The following is a 20858-nucleotide window of genomic DNA, read 5'->3' on the forward strand; positions in this document are numbered from 1 at the left end:
TTTGGGAGACGCTATGTCCACTTTTGCGCAAATGATCGAAAACATCACCCCGGAAATCTACGAGAGCCTGAAACTGGCCGTGGAACTGGGTAAATGGGCGGATGGGCGCAAGCTCACCACCGAGCAGAAAGAACTGTCGCTGCAAGCGGTGATCGCCTGGGAGATGCAGAACCTGCCGGAAGAGCAGCGCACCGGTTACATGGGCCCGCAAGAATGCAGCTCGAAGTCGGCACCGGTCGCCAACATCCTGTTCAAGTCGGATGCGATCCATTGATCGAACTTGGCCGCGGCTCCATCAGTAAAATGTCGGCGCGTCTCGACGCGCCGGTGGTGCAGTACGCTTTTCGTCTGGGCGAGCAGGAAGTACCGGTCAATCCGCTGATCGGCAAAACCCTGCGCCTGGAATACCTCGGTGCCATCCATTGCAGCCACTGTGGTCGCAAGACCAAGACCAGCTTCAGCCAGGGTTACTGCTACCCGTGCATGACCAAGCTGGCCCAGTGTGATGTGTGCATCATGGCCCCGGAGAAATGCCACTACGATCAAGGCACCTGCCGCGAACCTGCCTGGGGCGAGCAGTTCTGCATGACCGATCATGTGGTGTACCTGGCCAACTCCTCGGGTATCAAGGTCGGCATCACCCGTGCCAGCCAGCTGCCCACCCGCTGGCTTGATCAGGGTGCAAGCCAGGCCCTGCCGATTGTGCGGGTCGCCACGCGCCAGCAATCGGGGCTGGTCGAAGACCTGTTCAGAAGCCAGGTCGCCGATCGCACCAACTGGCGTGCGCTGCTCAAGGGCGATGCCGAGGCGGTTGACCTGCTGGCTGTGCGCGATCAATTGTTCGATAGTTGTGCCGAGGGCTTCAGCGCCCTGCAAGCGCGCTTCGGTCTGCAGGCCATCCAGCCGCTGAGCGACGCCGAAGTCCTGGAAATCCGCTACCCGGTCGAGGCCTACCCGAGCAAGATCGTCAGCTTCAACCTGGACAAGAACCCGGTGGCTGAGGGCACGCTGCTCGGCATCAAGGGCCAGTACCTGATCTTCGATACCGGTGTGATCAATATTCGCAAATACACGGCGTACCAGATCGCCGTGCATCAGTAAAAAGGACCGCCACATGCGTACCGAACAGCCGCAAGTGATCTACCTCAAGGACTATCAGGCACCCGAGTACCTGATCGACGAGACGCACCTGACCTTCGAACTGTTCGAGGACCACAGCCTGGTCCACGCGCAGCTGGTCATGCGCCGCAACCCCGCTCGTGGCGCCGGTCTGCCGCCGCTGGTCCTCGATGGCCAGCAGCTGGAGCTGCTCAGCGTGGCACTGGACGACCAGGCCCTGAGCGCTGGCGACTACCAGCTCGATGACAGCCACCTGACCGTGCAACCCAAGGCCGCGACCTTCACCCTCGACACCAGCGTGAAGATCCACCCGGAAAGTAACACCGCGCTGGAAGGGTTGTACAAATCCGGCAGCATGTTCTGCACCCAGTGCGAGGCCGAAGGCTTCCGCAAGATCACCTATTACCTCGATCGCCCGGACGTAATGAGCAAGTTCACCACCACGGTGATTGCCGAGCAGCATCGCTACCCGGTGCTGTTGTCCAACGGCAACCCGGTCGGTACCGGGCCGCAGGAAGATGGCCGGCACTGGGCGACCTGGGAAGACCCGTTCATGAAACCGGCTTACCTGTTTGCTCTGGTAGCCGGTGACCTGTGGTGTGTCGAAGACAAGTTCACCCGTCAGTCGGGTCGTGACGTAACCCTGCGCATCTATGTCGAGCCGGAAAACATCGACAAATGCCAGCACGCCATGACCAGCCTGAAGAAGTCCATGCGCTGGGACGAAGAGGTCTACGGTCGCGAATATGATCTGGATATCTTCATGATCGTCGCGGTCAACGACTTCAACATGGGTGCCATGGAAAACAAGGGCCTGAACATCTTCAACTCCAGTTGCGTGCTGGCCCGCGCCGAAACCGCGACCGATGCCGCGCACCAGCGGGTCGAGGCGGTGGTAGCGCACGAATACTTCCACAACTGGTCGGGCAACCGCGTGACCTGCCGCGACTGGTTCCAGCTGTCGCTCAAGGAAGGCTTCACGGTGTTCCGCGACTCGGAATTCAGTGCCGACATGAACTCGCGTACGGTCAAGCGTATCGAGGACGTGGCCTACCTGCGTACCCACCAGTTCGCCGAAGATGCCGGCCCCATGGCCCACGCCGTGCGCCCGGACAGCTTTATCGAGATCTCCAACTTCTACACCCTGACCGTCTACGAGAAGGGCTCGGAAGTGGTGCGCATGGTGCGTACCTTGCTGGGGGCTGACGGTTTCCGCAAAGGCAGCGACCTGTACTTCGAGCGCCACGACGGCCAGGCCGTGACCTGCGACGACTTCATCAAGGCCATGGAAGATGCCAACGGCGTCGACCTGACCCAGTTCAAGCGCTGGTACAGCCAGGCCGGTACCCCGCGTCTGGCGGTCAGCGAGTCGTACGACAGCACCGCGCAGACCTACAGCCTGACCTTCCGTCAAAGCTACCCGGCGACCCCGGACAAGGTCGAGAAGAAGCCGTTCGTGATCCCGGTCGAGCTCGGCCTGCTCGATGCCCAGGGCAACGACATTGCCCTGCGCCTGCAAGGTGAAGCGGCGGCTGCCGGCACCTCGCGTGTGCTGTCGGTGACCGAGGCCGAGCAGACTTTCACTTTCGTCGACGTTGCTGGCAAGCCGTTGCCGTCGCTGTTGCGCGGCTTCAGTGCGCCGGTGAAGCTGAGCTTCCCCTACGATCGCGATCAGCTGATGTTCCTCATGCAGCATGACAGCGACGGTTTCAATCGCTGGGAAGCTGGCCAGCAGTTGTCGGTGCAGGTGCTGCAGGAACTCATCGCCCAGCATCAGCAGGGCAGTACGCTGGTGCTCGACCAGCGTCTGGTTACTGCACTGGGCACGGTGCTGGCCAACGAGCAACTGGATCAGGCCATGGTCGCCGAGATGCTCTCGCTGCCAAGCGAAGCCTACCTCACCGAAATCAGCGAAGTGGCGGATGTCGATGCCATTCACGCCGCTCGCGAGTTCGCCCGCAAGCAGATCGCCGATCAGCTGTTCGACGCCCTGAATGCGCGCTACCAGGCCAATCGTGGCCTGTCGCGCAGCACCGAGTACGTCGCCGAGGCCGAGCATTTTGCCCGCCGTAGCCTGCAGAACATCGCCCTGTCGTACCTGATGCTCAGTGGTAAACCTGAGGTGGTGGCCGCGACGCTGGAGCAGTTCGACGCCTGTGACAACATGACCGAGCGCCTGACCGCGCTGGCCGTGCTGGTCAACTCGCCATTCGAGGCGGAGCGCGCCAAGGCGCTGGAAGTCTTTGCAGAAAACTTCAAGGACAACCCGCTGGTCATGGACCAATGGTTCAGTGTGCAGGCGGCCAGCACCCTCCCGGGTGGCCTGGCGCGGGTGAAGGCGCTGATGCAGCATCCGGCGTTCACCATGAAGAATCCAAACAAGGTTCGCGCCCTGATCGGTGCCTTCGCCGGGCAGAACCTGGTCAACTTCCATGCCGCTGATGGTTCTGGCTATCGCTTCCTGGCCGACCTGGTGATCGAGCTCAACGCCCTCAACCCGCAGATCGCTTCGCGCCAGCTGGCGCCGCTGACCCGCTGGCGCAAGTACGATGGCGCCCGTCAGGCGCTGATGAAGGCTGAGCTTGAGCGCATCCTGGCCTCCGGTTCGCTGTCCAGCGACGTGTATGAAGTCGTGAGCAAGAGCCTGGCCTAACGGCTATATCGCGGGGGAAGACCCCTCCCCCCACCCCAACGGGGGAGGGTGTGGCCGGTGGGAGGGGGGTTTCCCCGCGATTGTTTCCCGCTTAACAAAAGATAACGTCCCGTTCGTTGTCAGCCCTTCACAAACCCCGATAGGATTGATCTCAGCTATTGCGGGGCTCTGGAACACGGTTTTTGGCAGTACCTGCAAATAGATTGACCCACATAACAATAATCGGGGAACAGATCTATGACCGAGCCGTACATGGCAGGTACCGGTGACGCAGTGCGCGTACGCCCTTGGACATTGACCGCCGGCGCAGCGCTGGTGCTGGCAATTGGACTGTGGGCCGGCACGGTCGAGGCGGCAGCGTCCGAGACACCGGTCTACTCCACCGAATCGGCCAAAGCCGAAAAAAGCCTGTTGCTGGACGTCACCCGCGCAGGTTCACGCCTGATCGCCGTCGGTGATCGCGGCCATATTCTGTTCTCCGATGACCAGGGCAAGTCCTGGACCCAATCCAAGGTGCCTACCCGGCAACTGCTCACCTCTGTGTATTTTGTCGACGACAAGCACGGCTGGGCGGTCGGCCATGATGCGCAGATTCTCGTCAGCGCTGACGGTGGTGTGACCTGGACCAAGCAATTCGAAGACCTGCAACGTGAAGCCCCGCTGCTGGATGTCTGGTTCAAGGACGTCCAGCACGGCTTTGCCGTGGGTGCCTACGGTGCGCTGCTGGAAACCAGCGACGCTGGCAAGCAATGGAACGATGTCGCCGACCGCCTGGACAACGAAGACCAGTTCCATCTCAATGGCATCGCCCAAGTGAAAGACGCCGGCCTGTTCATTGTTGGCGAACAGGGCAGCATGTTCCGTTCCAGCGACGACGGCCAGACCTGGCAAAAACTTGAAGGCCCTTACCAGGGTTCGCTGTTCGGCGTGATTGGTACTGCCCAGCCACGTACGCTGCTGGCCTATGGATTGCGCGGCAACCTCTACCGCTCCAGCGATTTTGGCGACAGCTGGCAACAGATCGAATTGAACGGTGCCCGCGGCGCCCTCGAATTTGGCCTGGCAAGCGCTACGCTTCTCGATGATGGCAGCCTGGTGCTGGTCGGCAATGGCGGCACCGTCCTGCGCAGCAGTGACGACGGCCAGACCTTCAGCGTTTACAACCGTTCGGACCGTATCGCCCTGGCGGGTGTCAGCGGCAAGAACGGCGATGGCCTGGTGCTGGTTGGCCAGGGTGGCGTACACCTGGCCTCGGCCCAGGGCGCCGAAGGAGTACAGCCATGAGCCGGCAGGAGCAGTTCAACATGAATCAGCAGCAACACCATCAGGACAAGGCGACGCTGCTCGAGCGCCTGATCTTCAACAACCGCCCGGTGGTGATCCTCATCTGCCTGCTGGTCAGTGTGTTCCTGTTCTGGCAGGCCACGCAGATCCGTCCTTCGACCAGTTTCGAGAAGATGATTCCGCTTGAGCACCCCTTCATCGAGAAGATGCTCGAGCACCGCAACGACCTGGCCAACCTCGGCAACACCGTGCGTATCTCGGTGGAAGCCACCGATGGGGATATCTTCAGCAAGGACTACATGGAGACCCTGCGTCAGATTCACGACGAGGTGTTCTACATTCCCGGCGTCGACCGCTCCGGGCTCAAGTCGTTGTGGAGCCCTAGCGTACGCTGGACCGAGGTGACCGAAGAGGGCTTTGCCGGTGGCGAAGTCATTCCCAACACCTACGATGGTTCGGGCGACAGCCTCGAACAATTGCGCAACAACGTGCTCAAGTCCGGGCAGGTCGGGCGTCTGGTCGGCAACAACTTCAAATCGAGCATCATTGATGTGCCGTTGCTGGAGTCCTACCCGGATCCGCAGGACCAGAGCAAGCTGATCAAACTCGACTACCAGCAGTTCTCCCATCAGCTGGAAGAGAAGATACGCGACAAGTTCCAGGCCCAGAACCCCAATGTGAAGGTGCACATCGTCGGCTTTGCGAAAAAGGTCGGCGACCTGATCGATGGCCTGGTCATGGTGGCGATGTTCTTTGCCATCGCCCTGGTGATCACCTGGATCCTGCTGTACTGGTTCACCTGGTGTATCCGCAGCACCATCGCCGTGCTGATCACCACCCTGGTGGCTGTGGTCTGGCAGTTGGGGCTGATGCATGCGGTAGGTTTCGGCCTTGATCCGTATTCGATGCTGGTGCCGTTCCTGATCTTCGCCATCGGTATTTCCCATGGGGTCCAGAAGATCAACGGTATCGCCTTGCAGTCGAGCGACGCCGACAACGCCCTGACCGCGGCGCGGCGCACTTTCCGCCAATTGTTCCTGCCGGGGATGATTGCCATCCTGGCTGACGCCGTGGGCTTCATTACCCTGCTGATCATCGACATCGGCGTGATCCGCGAACTGGCCATCGGCGCCTCGATCGGCGTGGCGGTGATCGTGTTCACCAACCTGATCCTGTTGCCGGTGGCGATCTCCTATGTCGGCATCAGCAAGAAGGCTATCGAACGCAGCAAGAAGGACGCGACCCGCGAACATCCGTTCTGGCGTCTGCTGTCCAACTTCGCCAGCGCCAAAGTTGCGCCGGTGTCCATCGTCCTGGCCTTGCTGGCCTTCGGTGGTGGCCTCTGGTACAGCCAGAACCTGAAAATCGGCGACCTCGACCAGGGCGCGCCGGAGCTGCGTCCGGATTCGCGCTACAACAATGACAACAGCTTCATCATCAACAACTACTCGACCAGTTCCGACGTACTGGTGGTGATGGTCAAGACCCCGACCGAGGGCTGCTCGATCTACTCGACCATGGCGCCGATCGACGAGCTGATGTGGAAGATGGAAAACACTCCGGGCGTGCAGTCGGCAATTTCCCTGGTCACTGTCTCCAAGCAGATGATCAAGGGCATGAACGAAGGCAACCTGAAATGGGAAAGCCTGTCGCGTAACCCGGACGTCCTCAACAGCTCCATCTCCCGTGCTGATGGCCTGTACAACGCCGACTGCTCGCTGGCGCCGGTACTGGTGTTCCTCAACGACCACAAGGCCGAAACCCTGGACCGAGCGGTCAAGGCAGTGCAGGAATTCGCCGATACCCACAACAAGGAAGGCCTGGAATTCCTCCTGGCCGCCGGTAACGCCGGTATCGAAGCGGCCACCAACGAAGTGATCAAGTCGGCCGAGCTGACCATCCTGATCCTGGTGTACATCTGTGTGGCGGTAATGTGCATGATCACCTTCCGCTCCTTTGCCGCGACCCTGTGTATCGTGCTGCCGCTGGTGCTGACGTCGGTACTGGGTAACGCGCTGATGGCCTTCATGGGCATCGGCGTCAAGGTTGCGACCTTGCCGGTGGTGGCGTTGGGTGTGGGCATCGGTGTGGACTACGGCATTTACATCTACAGCCGCCTGGAGAGTTTCCTGCGTGCCGGGTTGCCGTTGCAGGAGGCTTACTACCAGACCCTCAAGTCCACCGGTAAAGCGGTGCTGTTCACCGGTCTGTGTCTGGCCATCGGTGTGTGCACCTGGATCTTCTCGGCCATCAAGTTCCAGGCCGACATGGGCCTGATGCTGACCTTCATGCTGCTGTGGAACATGTTCGGTGCGTTGTGGCTGTTGCCAGCACTGGCGCGTTTCCTGATCAAGCCGGAGAAGATGGCGGGCAAGGCGGGGGGATCGATTTTCGCCCATTGATAGATGCTAATCGCGGGGTAATTCGGGTCGCCGCACTGCTGCGACCCGAGTTGCCCCGCGATGCTTTCAGGTATCATAAGTTTTTTCTGACGATACCCGCCTGATGACAACCCTTTCCCACGCCCTGCAGTCCTGCGACATGCTCCTGATTGACGGCCTGCACGCCTTCGGCTTCACCTTCGACGACACCGGCCTGCACATCGAATGCATGGACGGCCGCGCCCTGAAGAAGTGGTCCTTCACCCCCGAGCAAATCGCCGCCGCCCGTGCAGACGGTGGGGAGTGGCTGATCGCTGCCGACAGCGCCGAGCATCGACTAGTCTGTATGAGTGCCTTGCGCGCCCCGGACGAGGATGACGATGAAACGCCAGCTGACGACCCTGCTGATCGCTAGTGCCATGAGTGTGTTTGCCACCGCCCACGGCGCGCAGTTGCTGGTGGGCAGTTACACCGAGGGTGCCAGTGAGGGGCTCTACCGTTACGCGTTCAACAGTGACAGCGGCCAGATTGATGCAAAGCCGTTGCAGGTTCTCAAGAGCGAAAACCCCTCCTGGCTGACCCTCTCAGTCGACAATCGCCTGCTGTTTGCGGTCAACGAGAATGGCGCGGGCAAGGGCCAGGCCAGCAGTTTTTCCATCAGCGCCAAAGACGGCACCCTGAAGCCCCTGAATCAGGTCAGCAGCAACGGCGACGAGCCGACCCATGCCAGCCTCAGCCATGACCAGCGCTACCTGTTCGTGGCCAACTACGGTGTCCAGCCGACTCCTGGTGGCAGCCTGAGTGTGCTGCCGGTGGCCAAGGACGGCAAACTGGCGACCTCGGTGCAGCAGGACCAGCACAAGGCCAGCGGTGCCAACCCGCAACGCCAGGCCGGGCCGCATGTACATTCGGTGGTGTCTTCGCCGGATGGGCATTACGTGTTTGCCAGCGATCTGGGTGCCGACAAGGTGTTTGTCTACCGCTATGACGGCGCCAGTCCCAAGCACCCACTGAGCCCCGCCGAGCCAGCGGCGGTCGATCTGCCGCCGGGTAGCGGGCCACGGCACCTGCTGTTCAGCAGTGATGGCAAGCAGGCTTACCTGACCCTGGAGATGAGCGCGCAAGTGGTGGTCTTCGCCCATGAGGACGGCAAACTGGTGGAGCTCCAGCGTTTGCCGCTGACCGAGCAGAATGACGCGTCGGCCAAGGCCGCGGGCGCCTTGCATTTGTCGGCGGACGGGCGCTTTCTGTATGTCAGTAACCGCGGTACCGCCAACGAGCTACTGGTTTTCGCCGTCGATGAAGACAGCGGCAAGTTGATGCAGGTGCAGCGCCGCAGCGTTGAGGGTGACCATCCTCGGGAATTCACCATCGACCCTTCCGGCAAGTTCCTCCTGGTGGCCAACCAGAAGAGCAACGAGATCGTGGTGATCCGTCGCGATCCGCGTAGTGGCATGCTCGGTGAGACGCTGCAGAAGCTGCCTCAGGATGCGCCGTCGGACCTGAAGTTTCTCGACTGACTATCAACAGCCTTGATAATGGCTACTGCTGCAATGAATTTCTGTGCGCCGCGTGAGCGGCGTAAGTTTGGACCACGGCCTGAAACGGCCACTTCAAACCACAGACTTCGAGGTCAGCGCCATGAACTTCAATCTCTTCCCGGTCATCGCCGCTTCTGCCATTTCTGCTTCGGTTGCCCTGCCTGCTCACGCGCAAGTTGAAATCAGCGAACGTAAATCCTCCACCCTCAGCTACACCCAGAAATACCTGCAGCAAAGCGCCAACTTCTATGCCGCGCTGGACCACAAGTCGCAGCACTGAGGCGTGTAAATTTTCTGGTAATAGCATATCGCCATGCGATTGAATTTGACGCTAATTTATTGACGTTTGTCCTTAGGGGATAAAGACATGAAATGGCGGATCCTGGCGGTGTTGCTGTTCCTCTATTCTTCGCCGATTCTGGCATTGTAATCGCGGGGCAAGCCTGCTCCTGCCTGGGTGGTGGGAGCGGGCTTGCCCCGCGATACGGGCGTCACCGCATCATGATCGCCTTGAACAGTGCCGACTCCAACCAGCCCTGCAGCCAAGCATGCAGGTGCGGGTAGGGCGCGCTGGCGAACCAGTCCGGCTCGACTCCGGCAAACTGGCGCATCAACGGCAGCAAGGCGGCGTCGGCCAGGCTCGGATGTTCGGCGAACAGGTAGGACCGTTGCGCCAGTCGTTCATCCAGTTCAGCCAGCCAGGGTTCAGCCTGCGCCCGGTAATACTCGCGTGAGTGCTGCGGGTAGCGTTCGGCATATTTGTACAGGTTGACCTGTGCCTTGAACACGCGATCATTGCGTTCGATCAGCGCATCGGCCGCCCGTGCGCCCTGAGGATCGGCGCGCAGCAGCCAATCCTGCGGATCATGCCGGGCCAGCGCCCAGCGCATGATATCCAGGCTTTCTTCGAGCACCTGATCACCGGCACTCAACACCGGCACCGTGCCTTTGGGCGAAAGCTCAAGCAGCTCCGGCGGTTTGGCCTTGAGGCTGACTTCGCGGATTGCCACCGGGCACTCGCTGTAGCGCAGGGCCAGACGTGCGCGCATGGCCCAGGGGCAACGACGGAACGAGTAGAGGATCATCCGCTGACCTCCACGGTACTCAAGCCATTACCCTGACGCCGCACCTGGATCTGTACCGGGATGCGCTCGTGCATTTCCTGCACATGGGAAATCACCGCGACCTTGCGGCCTTGAGCCTGCAGGCCATCGAGGGCATCCATGGCCAGTTGCAGTGATTCCGGATCCAGGCTGCCGAAGCCTTCGTCGATAAACAGCGATTCGATGCGCAGGGTACTCGACGCCATCGACGCCAGGCCCAACGCCAGGGCCAGGGACACCAGAAAGGTCTCGCCACCGGACAATGAGTGCACCGAACGCAGCTCATCACCCATCTCGGTATCCATCACCAGCAGGCCCAGCAGACTGCCGCCGCGCTTGAGTCGATAACGCTTGGCCAGCTGGCGCAACTGGGCGTTGGCATGATGCACCAGCAAATCGAGGTTGTAGCCCTGGGCGATCTTGCGGAAGGTGTCACCGGTGGCCGAGCCGATCAAGGCATTGAGGCGCGCCCAGCGTTGCCATTCGGCGTAGGCCTGAGTAATCCGGTCGGCCAACGCTTGGTTGGCGTGCTGGCGGCGCTGGTCGTCAGCTTGCTCGGCACGCAGTTCGGCGCAGGTCTGTTCGCTGCTGGCCAGTTGTTCCTGCAGGGCTTGCAGTGCGTGTTCCAGCGCTTCGGCTGGCAGTTCCGGCGTGGCCAGGTTCTGGTGCTGCTCCAGGCGCTGCTGGCGTTCCTTGAGCAGAATCTGCGCTTGCTCCAGGGCTTTTTCACTGTCCTGCAAACGCTGGCGCAACTGGCTGACGGCGTTGTCATCCAGGGCCAGCAACTGTTCCAGGCCGCTGTCATCCAGCTCGGGATGGTGCTGGCGCCACTGCTCGATCTGACTGCGCACTTCAGCGTGTTCTTGTTCCAGCGCGCTCAAGTGTTCGCCCTTGGCCTTGAGGTCGCTGGCCAGCTCGATCAACCGTGCCTGGGTGTGTTGTAGCTGTTGGCCTGCCTGGGTCTCTTGCTGGCGGGCGTGTTCGACTGCCTGCTCCAGATGCTGCTGCCACTGCTCGGCACCGGGTTGCTCACCGAGCAGTGCGCTGAGGTTGGCCTGGCTCTGCTGCTGTTGGCGCTCAAGCTCGGCGAACTGTGCCTGCAGCTCCTGCTGCTTTTGCGTCCGCGCCTGTTGCTGGAGCTGCGCTTTGTCCAGGGTTTGCTGGCGCTCGTTGTGTTCGTGCTGTTCATCCTTGTGCCGTTGCAGCAGGTCCAGGCGCAGGGCCAGTTGTTGGTCCAGGCGCAGGAACGCGGCAGCCGGTTCACGGCGCAACTCATCGAGGGTGTCAGCGGGTAGCAGAGTGGCGAAGCTCTCCAGCTCCTGCTCCAGACGCTCCTGATCAGCGCCAAGGGCTTGTTGTTGTTGCTGCAGGTGCTGATTGGCCTGCTGGCTGGCGTCGCTCGCGGCCTGCACTTGCTGCTGCAGGCGGGCAGCGTCTTTCTGCAGGGTCAGCAAGGTGCTTTGGCGTTGTTCGTCGCGATTGATGTCATCGCTCAGGCGGCGCGACTGCAGTGCCAGCCAGGCCGTGCGCTGGCTGACCTCCTGGTCGGACAGCGCCGGGTACAGCGGATGCGCCTGCAGGCTGGGCGCCAGGCTTTGCAATTGTTCGGATAGCTGCTCCTGCTGGTGCAGGTATTCCTTGATCTGACCGTTGACGCCGCCCAGTTGCGTGCGCAGTTCGTCCAGCTGTTTCTTCAGCTCATCGACCGTCTGCTGGGCGTTCTGTTCTTCATCCTGATCATGCCGCCCCAGACTCTGCAGCAAGGCTTCCGGTTGATGGTAGGGGTGCTCCTGGCTGCCACAGACCGGGCAAGGCTGATCGTCTTCCAGCTGTGCGCGCAGCTCTTCGACACTCTGGCTGCGGGCCAGGCGCTGGCGTTCGAGCAGTTGCCGGGTGACATTCAGGGCCTGCTCGGCAGCGGTCAGCTGGTTCTTGCCGTTGAGGCCTGCACTGATCAGTTGCTCACGCTGCTTGAGGGCGCTCTGTTGGCGTTCGCGCAGGGCATTCAGGCGTTGTTCGAGGTCCTGCTGCTGATTCCACAGGCGGCTGAGCTCCTCCACCTGGCGCTGCTGCTGGCGATTTTTCTGCAGCAGTTCACCGAGCAGGCCGATTTGCTCTGCCAGGGCCTCGGGTTCTGCCTGGGCTTCGTGGTAGAGCAGGGCGATGGCCGCGCGTTGTTGCTCCAGCTCGGTGCTGCTCGCATTGACCCGCGCTTGCAGCCCCGGCAACTCGGCGCGCCCCTGGTTGAGGCGGTTGCCCAGTTGCATCAGCTGTTGCAGGCGATCGCGGTACGCGTTCCAGGCGTCACCCAGGCCGGCGAGGGATTCACTCTGAAGCAGCTGTTCACTGATCTGGCCGAGGCGTTGTTCAGTCAGTCGCTGCTGTTCTGTCAGTTGCAGCAACTGCTGCTGGCCTTCGCTACAAGCCTGTTCGGCCTGCTGTTTGAGTGACTGGCAGTTGCCCAGTTCTTGTGACAGGCGGGCCAGGGTGTTCTGCTCGGCAAAGGCTTGACGCAGCATCGGTGCGCTTTCACTTTGCTGGCTCAAGGCCTGGCTTAGCGCCTGCTGGGCGTTGTGTTGATCATCCTGCAGCTGTTGCTGGCGCGTCTGCAGTTCGCTGTGCTGTTGGCTCAAGCTGCTGATGCTGGCAGCCAAGGGCGCAAGCTGGCTGCTCAATGCCTGCTGTCGGGCGAACTGATGACGTTGCGGAGCCAGTTGCTCCAGGCGCAGCAAGTTCAAGCGCTCGTGTTGCAGGCTGTCGCTGTGTTGCTGGGCGCTGAGCAGTTGTTCGTTGCTGGTCTGCACCTGAGCTTGCAGTTGCTGCAGTTCGGTCAGCCAGGCGCGTTGCAGTTCGAGCTGGCGCAATTGCGCCTGTTCGCCTTTGAGCCGCTCCAGGGCCTCGGTGTAGCGTTGGTCAAGCTCAGCCCGTGCTTCGGCGGCCATGGGCATAACCCCGGCGGCTTGGTCTTGCAAGGCTTTATGAGCCTCTTCGGCCTCTTTGCTCTTGCTGTAGGCGCGACGCCCCAACTGACTGTAGATCGCGGTGTTGGTGAGCTTTTCCAGCAGCTCGCTGCGGTCTTTGTCATCGGCCTTGAGGAAGGCACTGAACTCGCTCTGGGCGAGCATCACGGCGCGGGTGAACTGTTCAAAGTTCAGGCCCAGGCAAGATTCGATCAGTTGCTTGTATTCGCCCTTGCTCTGGTTGCTCAGCAGTTGCTCGCTGTCCAGGTCGTGTAGGCTCTGGCGGCTGCCTTGCAGCTTGCCATTGGCTTTGTCGCGGGCGCGGTTGGCTTCCCAGCGTGCGCGGTAGCGGCGGCCATCGATGCCGACGAAGTCGACTTCGGCAAAACCGCTACCGGTGCCGCGACGCAACAAAGTGCGCGGGTCGCTGGTGAGAATGTCACTGTCGACTTCCGGCAGCTTGGTTTCGCGGCCGATATTACTCAGCCGCGGCACCGTGCCGAACAGCGCCAGGCACAGGGCATCGAGCAGTGTGCTCTTGCCGGCGCCGGTAGGGCCGGTGATGGCGAACAGACCCGCGCTGGCCAGGGGTTCGGCGGTGAAATCAAGTTCAAACGGGCCGGCCAGGGATGCCAGGTTCTTCAGGCGGATGGCGAGAATCTTCATGGCTGTTCCTCTTGTTGCTGAACGTCCTGCAACAACAGGGCGAAGTCGGCCAGGGTCTGTTCGTCCACGGCGTTGCCGTAGGCCTGGGCCCAGGCGCGACTGAACAATTCCTGCGGGGTCATCTGGCCCAGTTCCACGAGTGCGGCATCATCCATGTCCTCACCTTCGCGGTTGCCGGCGTACTCGGCACCGATGCGCACCAGGCGTACGGCTTTGCCATCCAGGGCACTTTCCAGTTGCTGGCGCAGGTCTGGCTGCGGTTCGTCCAGGCGCACCCGCACCTCCAGCCAGGGTTGGCGTTGCGGGTCATCGAGCAGGTCAACCACCGGCAAGTCGGCCAGTTGCTCAAGTATCTCCGCCAACGGGGCCGGGCCCAGGCGTTGCAGGTGAACAGCGCGCGGAATCAGGCGCGATTCGACGCTGGCCAAGGTGCTGCCGTCGAGTTCGATTTCGAGAATCTGATGCTGATAACCGATTTCGGAGAACGACAACGGAATCGGCGAGCCGCTGTAGCGGATGCGCTCCTCGCGGTTAACCCGCTGCGGCTTGTGCAGGTGACCCAGGGCCACGTAGCTGATGTCCTTGCTGAACAGGCTGGCGGGCAGGGCTTCGGCGTTGCCGATGATCAGGCTGCGTTCGGAGTCCTCCGACACCGAACCACCGGCCATGTGCGCGTGGCTGACGGCAATCAGTGCCTGGCCCGGCTTGCGCCGTTCCAGCGCGGCGGCGATCAGGCGCTCGTGTACCTGGCCGATGCCGCGCAGGTAGTCTTCACCCAGATGCGCACCGGTCACTTCGGCCGGGCGCAGGAAGGGCAGCGCCAGGCACCAGGCCGTGACCTTGCCGCGTGCGTTGGTCAAGGGGATCAGCAGGCGATCGCTGTCCAGCACGCCGTCATCGAGCCATTGCACCCGCCCCAGGGCGTGAGTGCGCAGGCGCCGCATCAAGGGCGCCGGCAGCTCGATGCGCGAGCCCGAGTCGTGGTTACCGGCGATCATCACAATGTTCAGCTTCGGCTGTTGCTCATGGGCCTGAACGATGAAGTCGTAGAGGCGCTCCTGGGCTTTGACCGGTGGGTTGACCGTGTCGAAGATGTCGCCCGCGATCAGCAGCGCATCCGGCTGGCGCAGTTTGAGTTGGCCGAGCAGCCAGTCAAGGAAGCAGGCGTGTTCGAAGTCGCGTTCCTGGCCGTGCAGGGTTTGTCCCAGGTGCCAGTCGGAGGTGTGAAACAGACGCATGAAGGGTTCCGCAGAGTGCGGGCGCAACGCAGCGGGCGTCACGCCTTGGGTTATTTGGGCTGCCTATTTGGGGTACAACGGCGGCAGGCTGCCGTTTTCGCTCGCAGTCGGCTGGGTTTGCTCAGCCGCCGGGATGGTGCCGATGGCACGCCAGAGTTCATCACCTTGCCAATACTGCCCGCTTTCGCTGTAGAGAGCACCGTTGAGTCCGTCCAGGGCATCGGACAGCGGCACAAAGCGGGCAGCCATTTCGGCCAGGGTTTCCGGTTGTTGCCGGGCCCAGGCGTCCAGTGCCTGGCGGGTGGCGTGCGAGTCGTTGGCCTGGCACGCCCGCTTGAGATCGTCCAGCAGGGTACGCGGGCTGGGCCCGGCCTGAGCAGCGCGCAGAATCGCCGGTTGCGAACGGGCACGCCACCACAGGGTAAAGCCGAGCAGGGTGGTCAGGGCGAACAGCAAGGTGCTCAGTTGCCAGGGCCAGAGCGGACGCGTAGTCACCCGGACCGGATCGATATTCGCCGGTTTGTCGGCGCTCAGGGCCGGATTGTCCTGAATCTGCAGGGTGCGCGCAGGCAGGCTGCTGTGCTCCAGGTGATCTTCACGGGTGTTCCACCAGAACACTTCCTGGGCCGGTATTTCCAGGCTGCCGCTGTGGGTCGGGACCAGCGCTTCGCGCTCTTCACGGATGCCGAGCAAACCGCGGTCATTGACCTGGTTACGCAGTTGCGGCTGGTCCGGGTAGCGGCGCAGGCCGGTCACTTCGGTCGCCGGTAAGGGTGGCAGCTGGGCACTGGACAGACCCTCGGCCTGCACCGTTACGGTACGAGTCAGGGAGTCGCCGATCTGGGTCTGTTGCTGGGCCGGGTCGGGGCTCCAGTGCTCTTCCAGGCTCAGATTGCTGGTCGGCAGCCAGGGCGCATTGGCCGGGTAGTCGGCGGGAATCGGGTTGACCGTCAATACCAGTGGTGTGGAATTGACCTGCACTTGTTTGCCAGCCCGTGGCGCATTGAGTTCCTGCTCGACATCATTCTGCGCAGCCGTGGCGCTGAACACCAGGGCCGGGATGCTGAGGTCGCCGCTTTGCTGCGGGTAGATCGCATAGCGCATCTCGATCACACCGTGGCGCACCCCGTCGATTACCTTCTCGAAGGTGCGCGACTCACCCAGCGGCTCGACCTTGGCGTTGGCGATCTGCAGCGGGCTCAGGCTGCTGTCATCGTACAGCGGCACCGAGTGGTAGATGCTCAAGGTCAGCACCGCCTGGGCCTGCACATAGACCTCGGGTTGATCGAGGCTGGCATCGATGAACACCGGGCCGTGATTTTCGCTGCTGGCTTCCTGAGCCAGTACTTGCAGGCTGATCGGCTCGCTGCGCAACTCGCCCAGCTGCAGCGCAGGAATTTCCACGCTGCCGGTTTGGCGCGGCAGCAGGGTGATGATCCAGCGGGTGCCGGCTGCACTCTGGTCATCCAGGCTGTTCAGGCTGTTGACCTGACGGGTACCACGCACTTCGAAGTTGGCGTCCAGGGGGCTGAGGTCCGGTTTGCCGAACTGGGTCACGTCCTGGGTCTGCAAGGTCAGTTCAAGGGTTTCGCCAGCATTCAGGCGTGCGCGATCGACACTGGCAAGCAGCGATGCAGCGTGCACCTGCAAGCTGAGAATGAGGCCAAGTACAAAGACGCAGACGCGACTCATCGATGGGGTTCCTGATGTTGTTGCTGTTCATACCAGAATTTACGCCGTAGCAATTCGGCCGGGTTGTCCGGGATCTGCCGCAGCCATTGTTCCAGGGCCTGGCGCTGTTCGGCATCCAGGGTGCTGTCGAGCGGGCGCTGGGGTGGCCGGGTGGTTTCATCGTCGTCAGCGTCACTGGCCTGGTTCTGTGCCTGTTCGCTGGCGTTGTCATCCTTGTGGGTGTCGCTGGGCTGCTGCGAAGGCTTTTCGCTGGCCGGGTCCTGATCGTTCTGCGTGCTGCTGGCGTCTGATTGTGCGCTGGGGTCGCTCTGCTGGTTTTGTTCGGACGGTTGTTCGGGTTGTTTGGACTGCTCGGCCTGGCGCTGTTGCAGCACCTGTTCGACCAGGGCTTTGTTGCTCAAGGCAGGTTGCAATTCCGGTTGACGCTCCAGAGCCTGTTCATAGGCATCCAGAGCGGCCTCAAGTTCCCCGCTGCGGGCCAGGGCATTACCGCGATTGTAGTGGTCTGCAGCACTGTTGCCCTGGGCGAACAGGCGTGCGGCGGCGTCGTAGTTACCGGCCTCATAGAGCGCCAGGCCTTTCCATTGGCGGTCTTCGAAGTGCTGGGCGGCTTCATTGGGTCGCTGCTGTTCGAGCAGGCGTTGCCCTTGCTGGTCGGGCCGCAGCCACAGATCGTTGAACTCGAAGGCGTAACTGGGTTGTGGCAGTACCAGCAATAACGGCAGGCAGAACAGCCAGCCGCGGCGACCGGCGCAGGCAGCCAGCAGCAACAAAGGCAACAGCAGCCAGTAGCCCTGGTCGGCCCAACTGTCCAACTGCAGTGTCTGACCGCCGTCGCGCAAGCTTTTCGGGTTCTCGAACAGACGCAGGCCGCGCAGGTCGAGGTCATCGATGCGGGCATTGCGGTAGCGCCCACCGCTGCTGCTGAGAAAGGCCTTGAGGCTGGCGCTGTCCAGGCGCGGCATGAGGATGCCGCCCTGATCGTCTTTGAGGAATTCGCCATTGGCCTGCTTGACCGGTGCGCCTTCAGCCGTGCCGATGCCCAGCATCAACAGGCTCGGGCCCTGGCGTCCCAGGGCCTGGCTGATGCCTTCGCGCTCTTGAGGGCTTAGCGATGAGCCCACCAGCAGCAAGCGACCCTGGCCCAACCCGGCCTGGGCCAGCAAGGCCAGGCCTTTGCGTACGGCAAGGTCGGCGCGCTGACCGGTCTGCGGCATGATCGACGGTTCTAGGGCTTCAAGCAGATTGCGGCTGGTGGCCAGGTCGTCCGACAGCGGCACCAGGGTATGGGCGCTGCCGGCATAGACGATGATCGCGGTCTGGCTGTCGCGGCGATGTTCGAGCAGGTCGAGGATCTTGCGCCGCGCCTGTTCCAGCCGGTTAGGCGCGACATCCTCGGCGAGCATTTGCGGGGTCAGTTCGAGCAGGATCACTAAAGGATCGGCCGGGCGCTGGCGGGTTTCCTCCAGGCGCTGCCAACTAGGGCCGACCAAGGCCACGACCGTGAGCAGCCAGGCCAGCCCCAGGGCGATCCACGGCAGTTTGCTGTCGCGACCATTGCCGCCGCCCAGGAGCACGGCATGGAAGTGGGGGGGCAGGATCATCTGCCAGCGCCCGGCGCGTTTTTGCCGGTGCCAGAGCTTGAACAGCAACCAGGCGAGTAGTGGCAAAACGATCAGCCAGGCCGGGCGCAGCCATTGCGGCCATAGCGCAATCATCGACGTCTCCTCAGGCGCAGGCGCTTGAGCCGTTCACGCCATTGCGGATGCGGCACGAGAAAACTCGGCCGGCGCAGCAGGCGCTGCAGGCGATTGTCCGGCCATTGTTCGTGGATCACCAACAGCACGCTGAGCAGCAAGGCCAGGGCCAGCGGCCAGCTGTACAGCGCCTGGGCGGTGCGCGTCTGAGTGGGTTGCTGGGCGACCGGTTCGAGGCGGTCGAGGGCTGCGTCGATGTCCCTGAGCTCCTCGCCGTCACGGGCGCGGAAGTACGTACCTCCGGTCAGCTCGGCAATTTCCTTGAGCGAGGCTTCGTCCAGATCCAGGCTCGGGTTGATCCCAAGCAATCCGGCGGTACCGGTTTCTTCCGGGTCGGCACCGATACCGATGGTGTAGATCCGTACGTTTTCCTGGGCAGCCAGGCGCGCGGCAGTCAGCGGGTGGATCTGCCCACCGTTGTTGGCCCCGTCGGTAACCAGCACCAGTACCCGACTCTGTGCCGGACGCTGGCGCAGGCGCTTGAGGGCCAGGCCAATGGCATCGCCGATCGCGGTGTTCTTGCCGGCGATGCCGATCTGCGCTTCGTCGAGGAAGGTGCGTACGGTGCGTCGGTCAAACGTCAGCGGTGCCTGCAGGTAAGCCTGGCTGCCGAACAGGATCAGGCCGACGCGGTCACCCTGACGCGCTTCGAGGAAGTCGCCGAGCAGCGCCTTGACCAGGGCCAGACGACTGACTTCTTCGTCTTGCCACTGCATGTCGGGAAAGTCCATGGATCCAGAAACATCCACGGCCACCAGCAGGTCGCGGCCGCTGGCGGACACCGGTACCGGCTCGCCCAGCCACTGCGGACGGGCCGCGGCGAACAGCAGCAACAGCCAGATCAGTACATAAGGCGCCTGCTGGCGCCAGGTAGGCAGGTTCAGGCGGGCGCGGCGTCCGGCCAGGCCTTCCAGTTCATTGAGGAAGCTGACCTTGAGGACCGGCTCGCCGCTGTCGGCAGCCGGCAGCAGCAAGCGCGCCAGCCAAGGCAGCGGCAACAGCACGAACACCCACGGCCAGGCCAGTTCAAACATGCTTGCGAATCCAGGTTTCAACGGCTTGATTGAGCCCGGCGATGGCCTTGTCGTCGAGTTTGCATTCAGGCTTGTAAGCGCCTTCGACCAGAACCATCCAGCGCGTCAGGCCAGCGGCCGGGCAACGGTTGTCGAGAAATGCCAGCCACTGCCGGCCGTTGAGGGTATGGCTGTGGCTGCCGGGGTAATGATTGCGGCACAGGCGCTTGAGCAGGGCGTTGATCTGCTGCAACCAGGCACCGGCCGGTTGACCGTCATAGGGCTTGGGCAGGCGCGCGAGTTCGGCCAGGGCTTCGATGCGGATCGGGTCCAGGGGCAGCTCGGCGCGCACGATGGGCTTTTTGCCCGGGCGCCAGTGGCGCACGCGCCACAGGCCCCAACCCAGCAACGGCAACAAGGCCAGCAGCGCCCACCAGCCTGGCGCCAGTGGCCACCAGGCGACCGGCGGCGGGGCGATCAGCGGCTGCAGTTGCTCCAGTGGGTTCACTGGCCTTTCCCCGGTCGTTGCGCGTTGAGGTACTCACGCAGTTGCTCGATCATTTCGCTTTGGGTGCTCAAGGGCATCAGCACCACCCGCAGTTTTTGCGCCAGCAGTTCCCAGCGCTCGATGCGCGCTTCGCTCTGTTGACGGTAGCTGCGACGCAGGGTCGGGTCGAGGGTATCGAGCTCCAGTTGCGCGCCGTGCTGGGCAAAGCGCAGCAAACCAGCGGCGGGCAGGGCATGGTCAAGTGGATCGGAGAGTGGCAGCAGAAGCAAATCGCAGTGGCGCGACAGCAGGCTCAATTGCTGTTCAACCGCCGGGCTCAAGGCGCGCTCGTCACAAATGATGATGGCCAGACTGCCTGGGCGCAGTACTTCGCGGGCACGGCGCAGGGCAAGTCCGAGGCTGTCGGCCTGGGGTCTGGCTTCGGTGTGCAGCGACTGGTTGACCCGCGCCAGGCGGTTGAGCAATTGCAGCAGGCTCTGCTTGCTGCGCCGCGGTTTGATTTCGTAGTGCTCGTTGTCGCCGAACACCAGGCCGCCGATGCGATCGTTATGACCCAAAGCTGCCCAGCCGATCAGCGCCGCAGCCTGGGCGGCGAGTACCGATTTGAACATCAATCCAGAGCCGAAGAACAGGCGCTGGCTCTGTTCGACAAGAATGAAAATCGGCCGCTCGCGTTCTTCATGGAAGAGCTTGGTGTGCGGTTCCTGCGTGCGTGCGGTCACCCGCCAGTCGATGTTGCGCACATCGTCACCGGCCTGATAGACCCGCACCTGGTCGAAATCGACCCCGCGGCCACGCAATTTCGAATGGTGCAGACCCACCAGCGGGCTGCGCTGGCCGGGCCGGGAGAACAGCTGAACTTCGCGCACGCGATGACGCATCTCGATCAGCTCGGTGAGGCTGATACGGATTCCGGGCGCGGCCAGCAGGCGATCAGGCATGG

Annotated in this window: 16 protein-coding genes; 8 read left to right on the forward strand and 8 right to left on the reverse strand. The window is 62.4% G+C overall.

Annotated features, from left to right (window positions below; translation table 11 throughout):
- Positions 1-13 precede the first annotated feature (13 nt).
- The 8 genes from ACO6VD_RS01670 to ACO6VD_RS01705 all read left to right on the forward strand — a co-directional run bounded on the left by ACO6VD_RS01670 (position 14) and on the right by ACO6VD_RS01705 (position 9258).
- Entirely contained in the window at positions 14-274 is a 261-nt protein-coding gene (locus tag ACO6VD_RS01670) for a YeaC family protein (RefSeq protein ID WP_038608730.1), read from the forward strand.
- Entirely contained in the window at positions 271-1101 is an 831-nt protein-coding gene (locus ACO6VD_RS01675) for a DUF2797 domain-containing protein (RefSeq protein WP_422416580.1), read from the forward strand. Before ACO6VD_RS01670 ends, ACO6VD_RS01675 begins: the two co-directional genes overlap by 4 nt.
- Positions 1102-1114: 13 nt before the next feature.
- Positions 1115-3772 carry an aminopeptidase N gene (pepN, locus tag ACO6VD_RS01680; protein WP_422416582.1) on the forward strand — a complete coding sequence of 886 codons (2658 nt, stop codon included), beginning with the start codon at positions 1115-1117 and terminating at the stop codon, positions 3770-3772.
- Positions 3773-4024: 252 nt separating this feature from the next.
- Positions 4025-5056 carry a WD40/YVTN/BNR-like repeat-containing protein gene (locus ACO6VD_RS01685; protein WP_422416660.1) on the forward strand — a complete coding sequence of 344 codons (1032 nt, stop codon included), beginning with the start codon at positions 4025-4027 and terminating at the stop codon, positions 5054-5056.
- A gap of 20 nt (positions 5057-5076) precedes the next feature.
- Entirely contained in the window at positions 5077-7458 is a 2382-nt protein-coding gene (locus ACO6VD_RS01690; protein ID WP_422416662.1) for an efflux RND transporter permease subunit, read from the forward strand.
- Positions 7459-7561: 103 nt separating this feature from the next.
- Positions 7562-7852 (forward strand): DUF5629 family protein, encoded by a 291-nt coding sequence (locus ACO6VD_RS01695; RefSeq protein ID WP_422416583.1) that lies wholly within the window; start codon positions 7562-7564, stop codon positions 7850-7852.
- Positions 7818-8957: a lactonase family protein gene (locus ACO6VD_RS01700; RefSeq protein WP_422416585.1), complete on the forward strand. Its 1140-nt coding sequence runs from the start codon at positions 7818-7820 to the stop codon at positions 8955-8957. The genes ACO6VD_RS01695 and ACO6VD_RS01700 overlap by 35 nt, the downstream gene beginning before the upstream one ends.
- 121 nt (positions 8958-9078) lie before the next feature.
- Positions 9079-9258 carry a hypothetical protein gene (locus tag ACO6VD_RS01705; protein ID WP_038616324.1) on the forward strand — a complete coding sequence of 60 codons (180 nt, stop codon included), beginning with the start codon at positions 9079-9081 and terminating at the stop codon, positions 9256-9258.
- A gap of 211 nt (positions 9259-9469) precedes the next feature.
- On the opposite strand, the gene ACO6VD_RS01710 is transcribed toward ACO6VD_RS01705, so the two are convergent.
- The 8 genes from ACO6VD_RS01710 to ACO6VD_RS01745 all read right to left on the reverse strand — a co-directional run bounded on the left by ACO6VD_RS01710 (position 9470) and on the right by ACO6VD_RS01745 (position 20856).
- The gene (locus tag ACO6VD_RS01710; RefSeq protein WP_422416586.1) at positions 9470-10063 is read right to left on the reverse strand and encodes a glutathione S-transferase; all 594 of its coding nucleotides are present in this window, start codon (positions 10061-10063) and stop codon (positions 9470-9472) included.
- A complete protein-coding gene (locus tag ACO6VD_RS01715) occupies positions 10060-13707 on the reverse strand; it encodes an AAA family ATPase (protein WP_422416587.1) in 3648 nt (1215 codons plus the stop codon). Before ACO6VD_RS01715 ends, ACO6VD_RS01710 begins: the two co-directional genes overlap by 4 nt.
- Positions 13704-14945, reverse strand: coding sequence for an exonuclease SbcCD subunit D C-terminal domain-containing protein (locus tag ACO6VD_RS01720; RefSeq protein ID WP_422416588.1), 1242 nt, complete (start codon positions 14943-14945; stop codon positions 13704-13706). The genes ACO6VD_RS01715 and ACO6VD_RS01720 overlap by 4 nt, the downstream gene beginning before the upstream one ends.
- A 63-nt stretch (positions 14946-15008) precedes the next feature.
- On the reverse strand, positions 15009-16637 hold the full coding sequence (locus ACO6VD_RS01725; protein WP_422416589.1) for a BatD family protein: 1629 nt from the start codon (positions 16635-16637) through the stop codon (positions 15009-15011).
- The gene (locus ACO6VD_RS01730) at positions 16634-18355 is read right to left on the reverse strand and encodes a tetratricopeptide repeat protein (protein ID WP_422416590.1); all 1722 of its coding nucleotides are present in this window, start codon (positions 18353-18355) and stop codon (positions 16634-16636) included. The genes ACO6VD_RS01725 and ACO6VD_RS01730 overlap by 4 nt, the downstream gene beginning before the upstream one ends.
- A complete protein-coding gene (locus ACO6VD_RS01735; protein ID WP_422416591.1) occupies positions 18352-19428 on the reverse strand; it encodes a vWA domain-containing protein in 1077 nt (358 codons plus the stop codon). The genes ACO6VD_RS01730 and ACO6VD_RS01735 overlap by 4 nt, the downstream gene beginning before the upstream one ends.
- Entirely contained in the window at positions 19421-19915 is a 495-nt protein-coding gene (locus tag ACO6VD_RS01740; protein ID WP_422416592.1) for a DUF4381 domain-containing protein, read from the reverse strand. Before ACO6VD_RS01740 ends, ACO6VD_RS01735 begins: the two co-directional genes overlap by 8 nt.
- On the reverse strand, positions 19912-20856 hold the full coding sequence (locus ACO6VD_RS01745; RefSeq protein ID WP_400173997.1) for a DUF58 domain-containing protein: 945 nt from the start codon (positions 20854-20856) through the stop codon (positions 19912-19914). Before ACO6VD_RS01745 ends, ACO6VD_RS01740 begins: the two co-directional genes overlap by 4 nt.
- Positions 20857-20858: the final 2 nt, after the last annotated feature.

The organism is Pseudomonas sp. GZD-222 (genome assembly GCF_049310525.1).
Taxonomy (GTDB): Bacteria; Pseudomonadota; Gammaproteobacteria; order Pseudomonadales; family Pseudomonadaceae; genus Aquipseudomonas.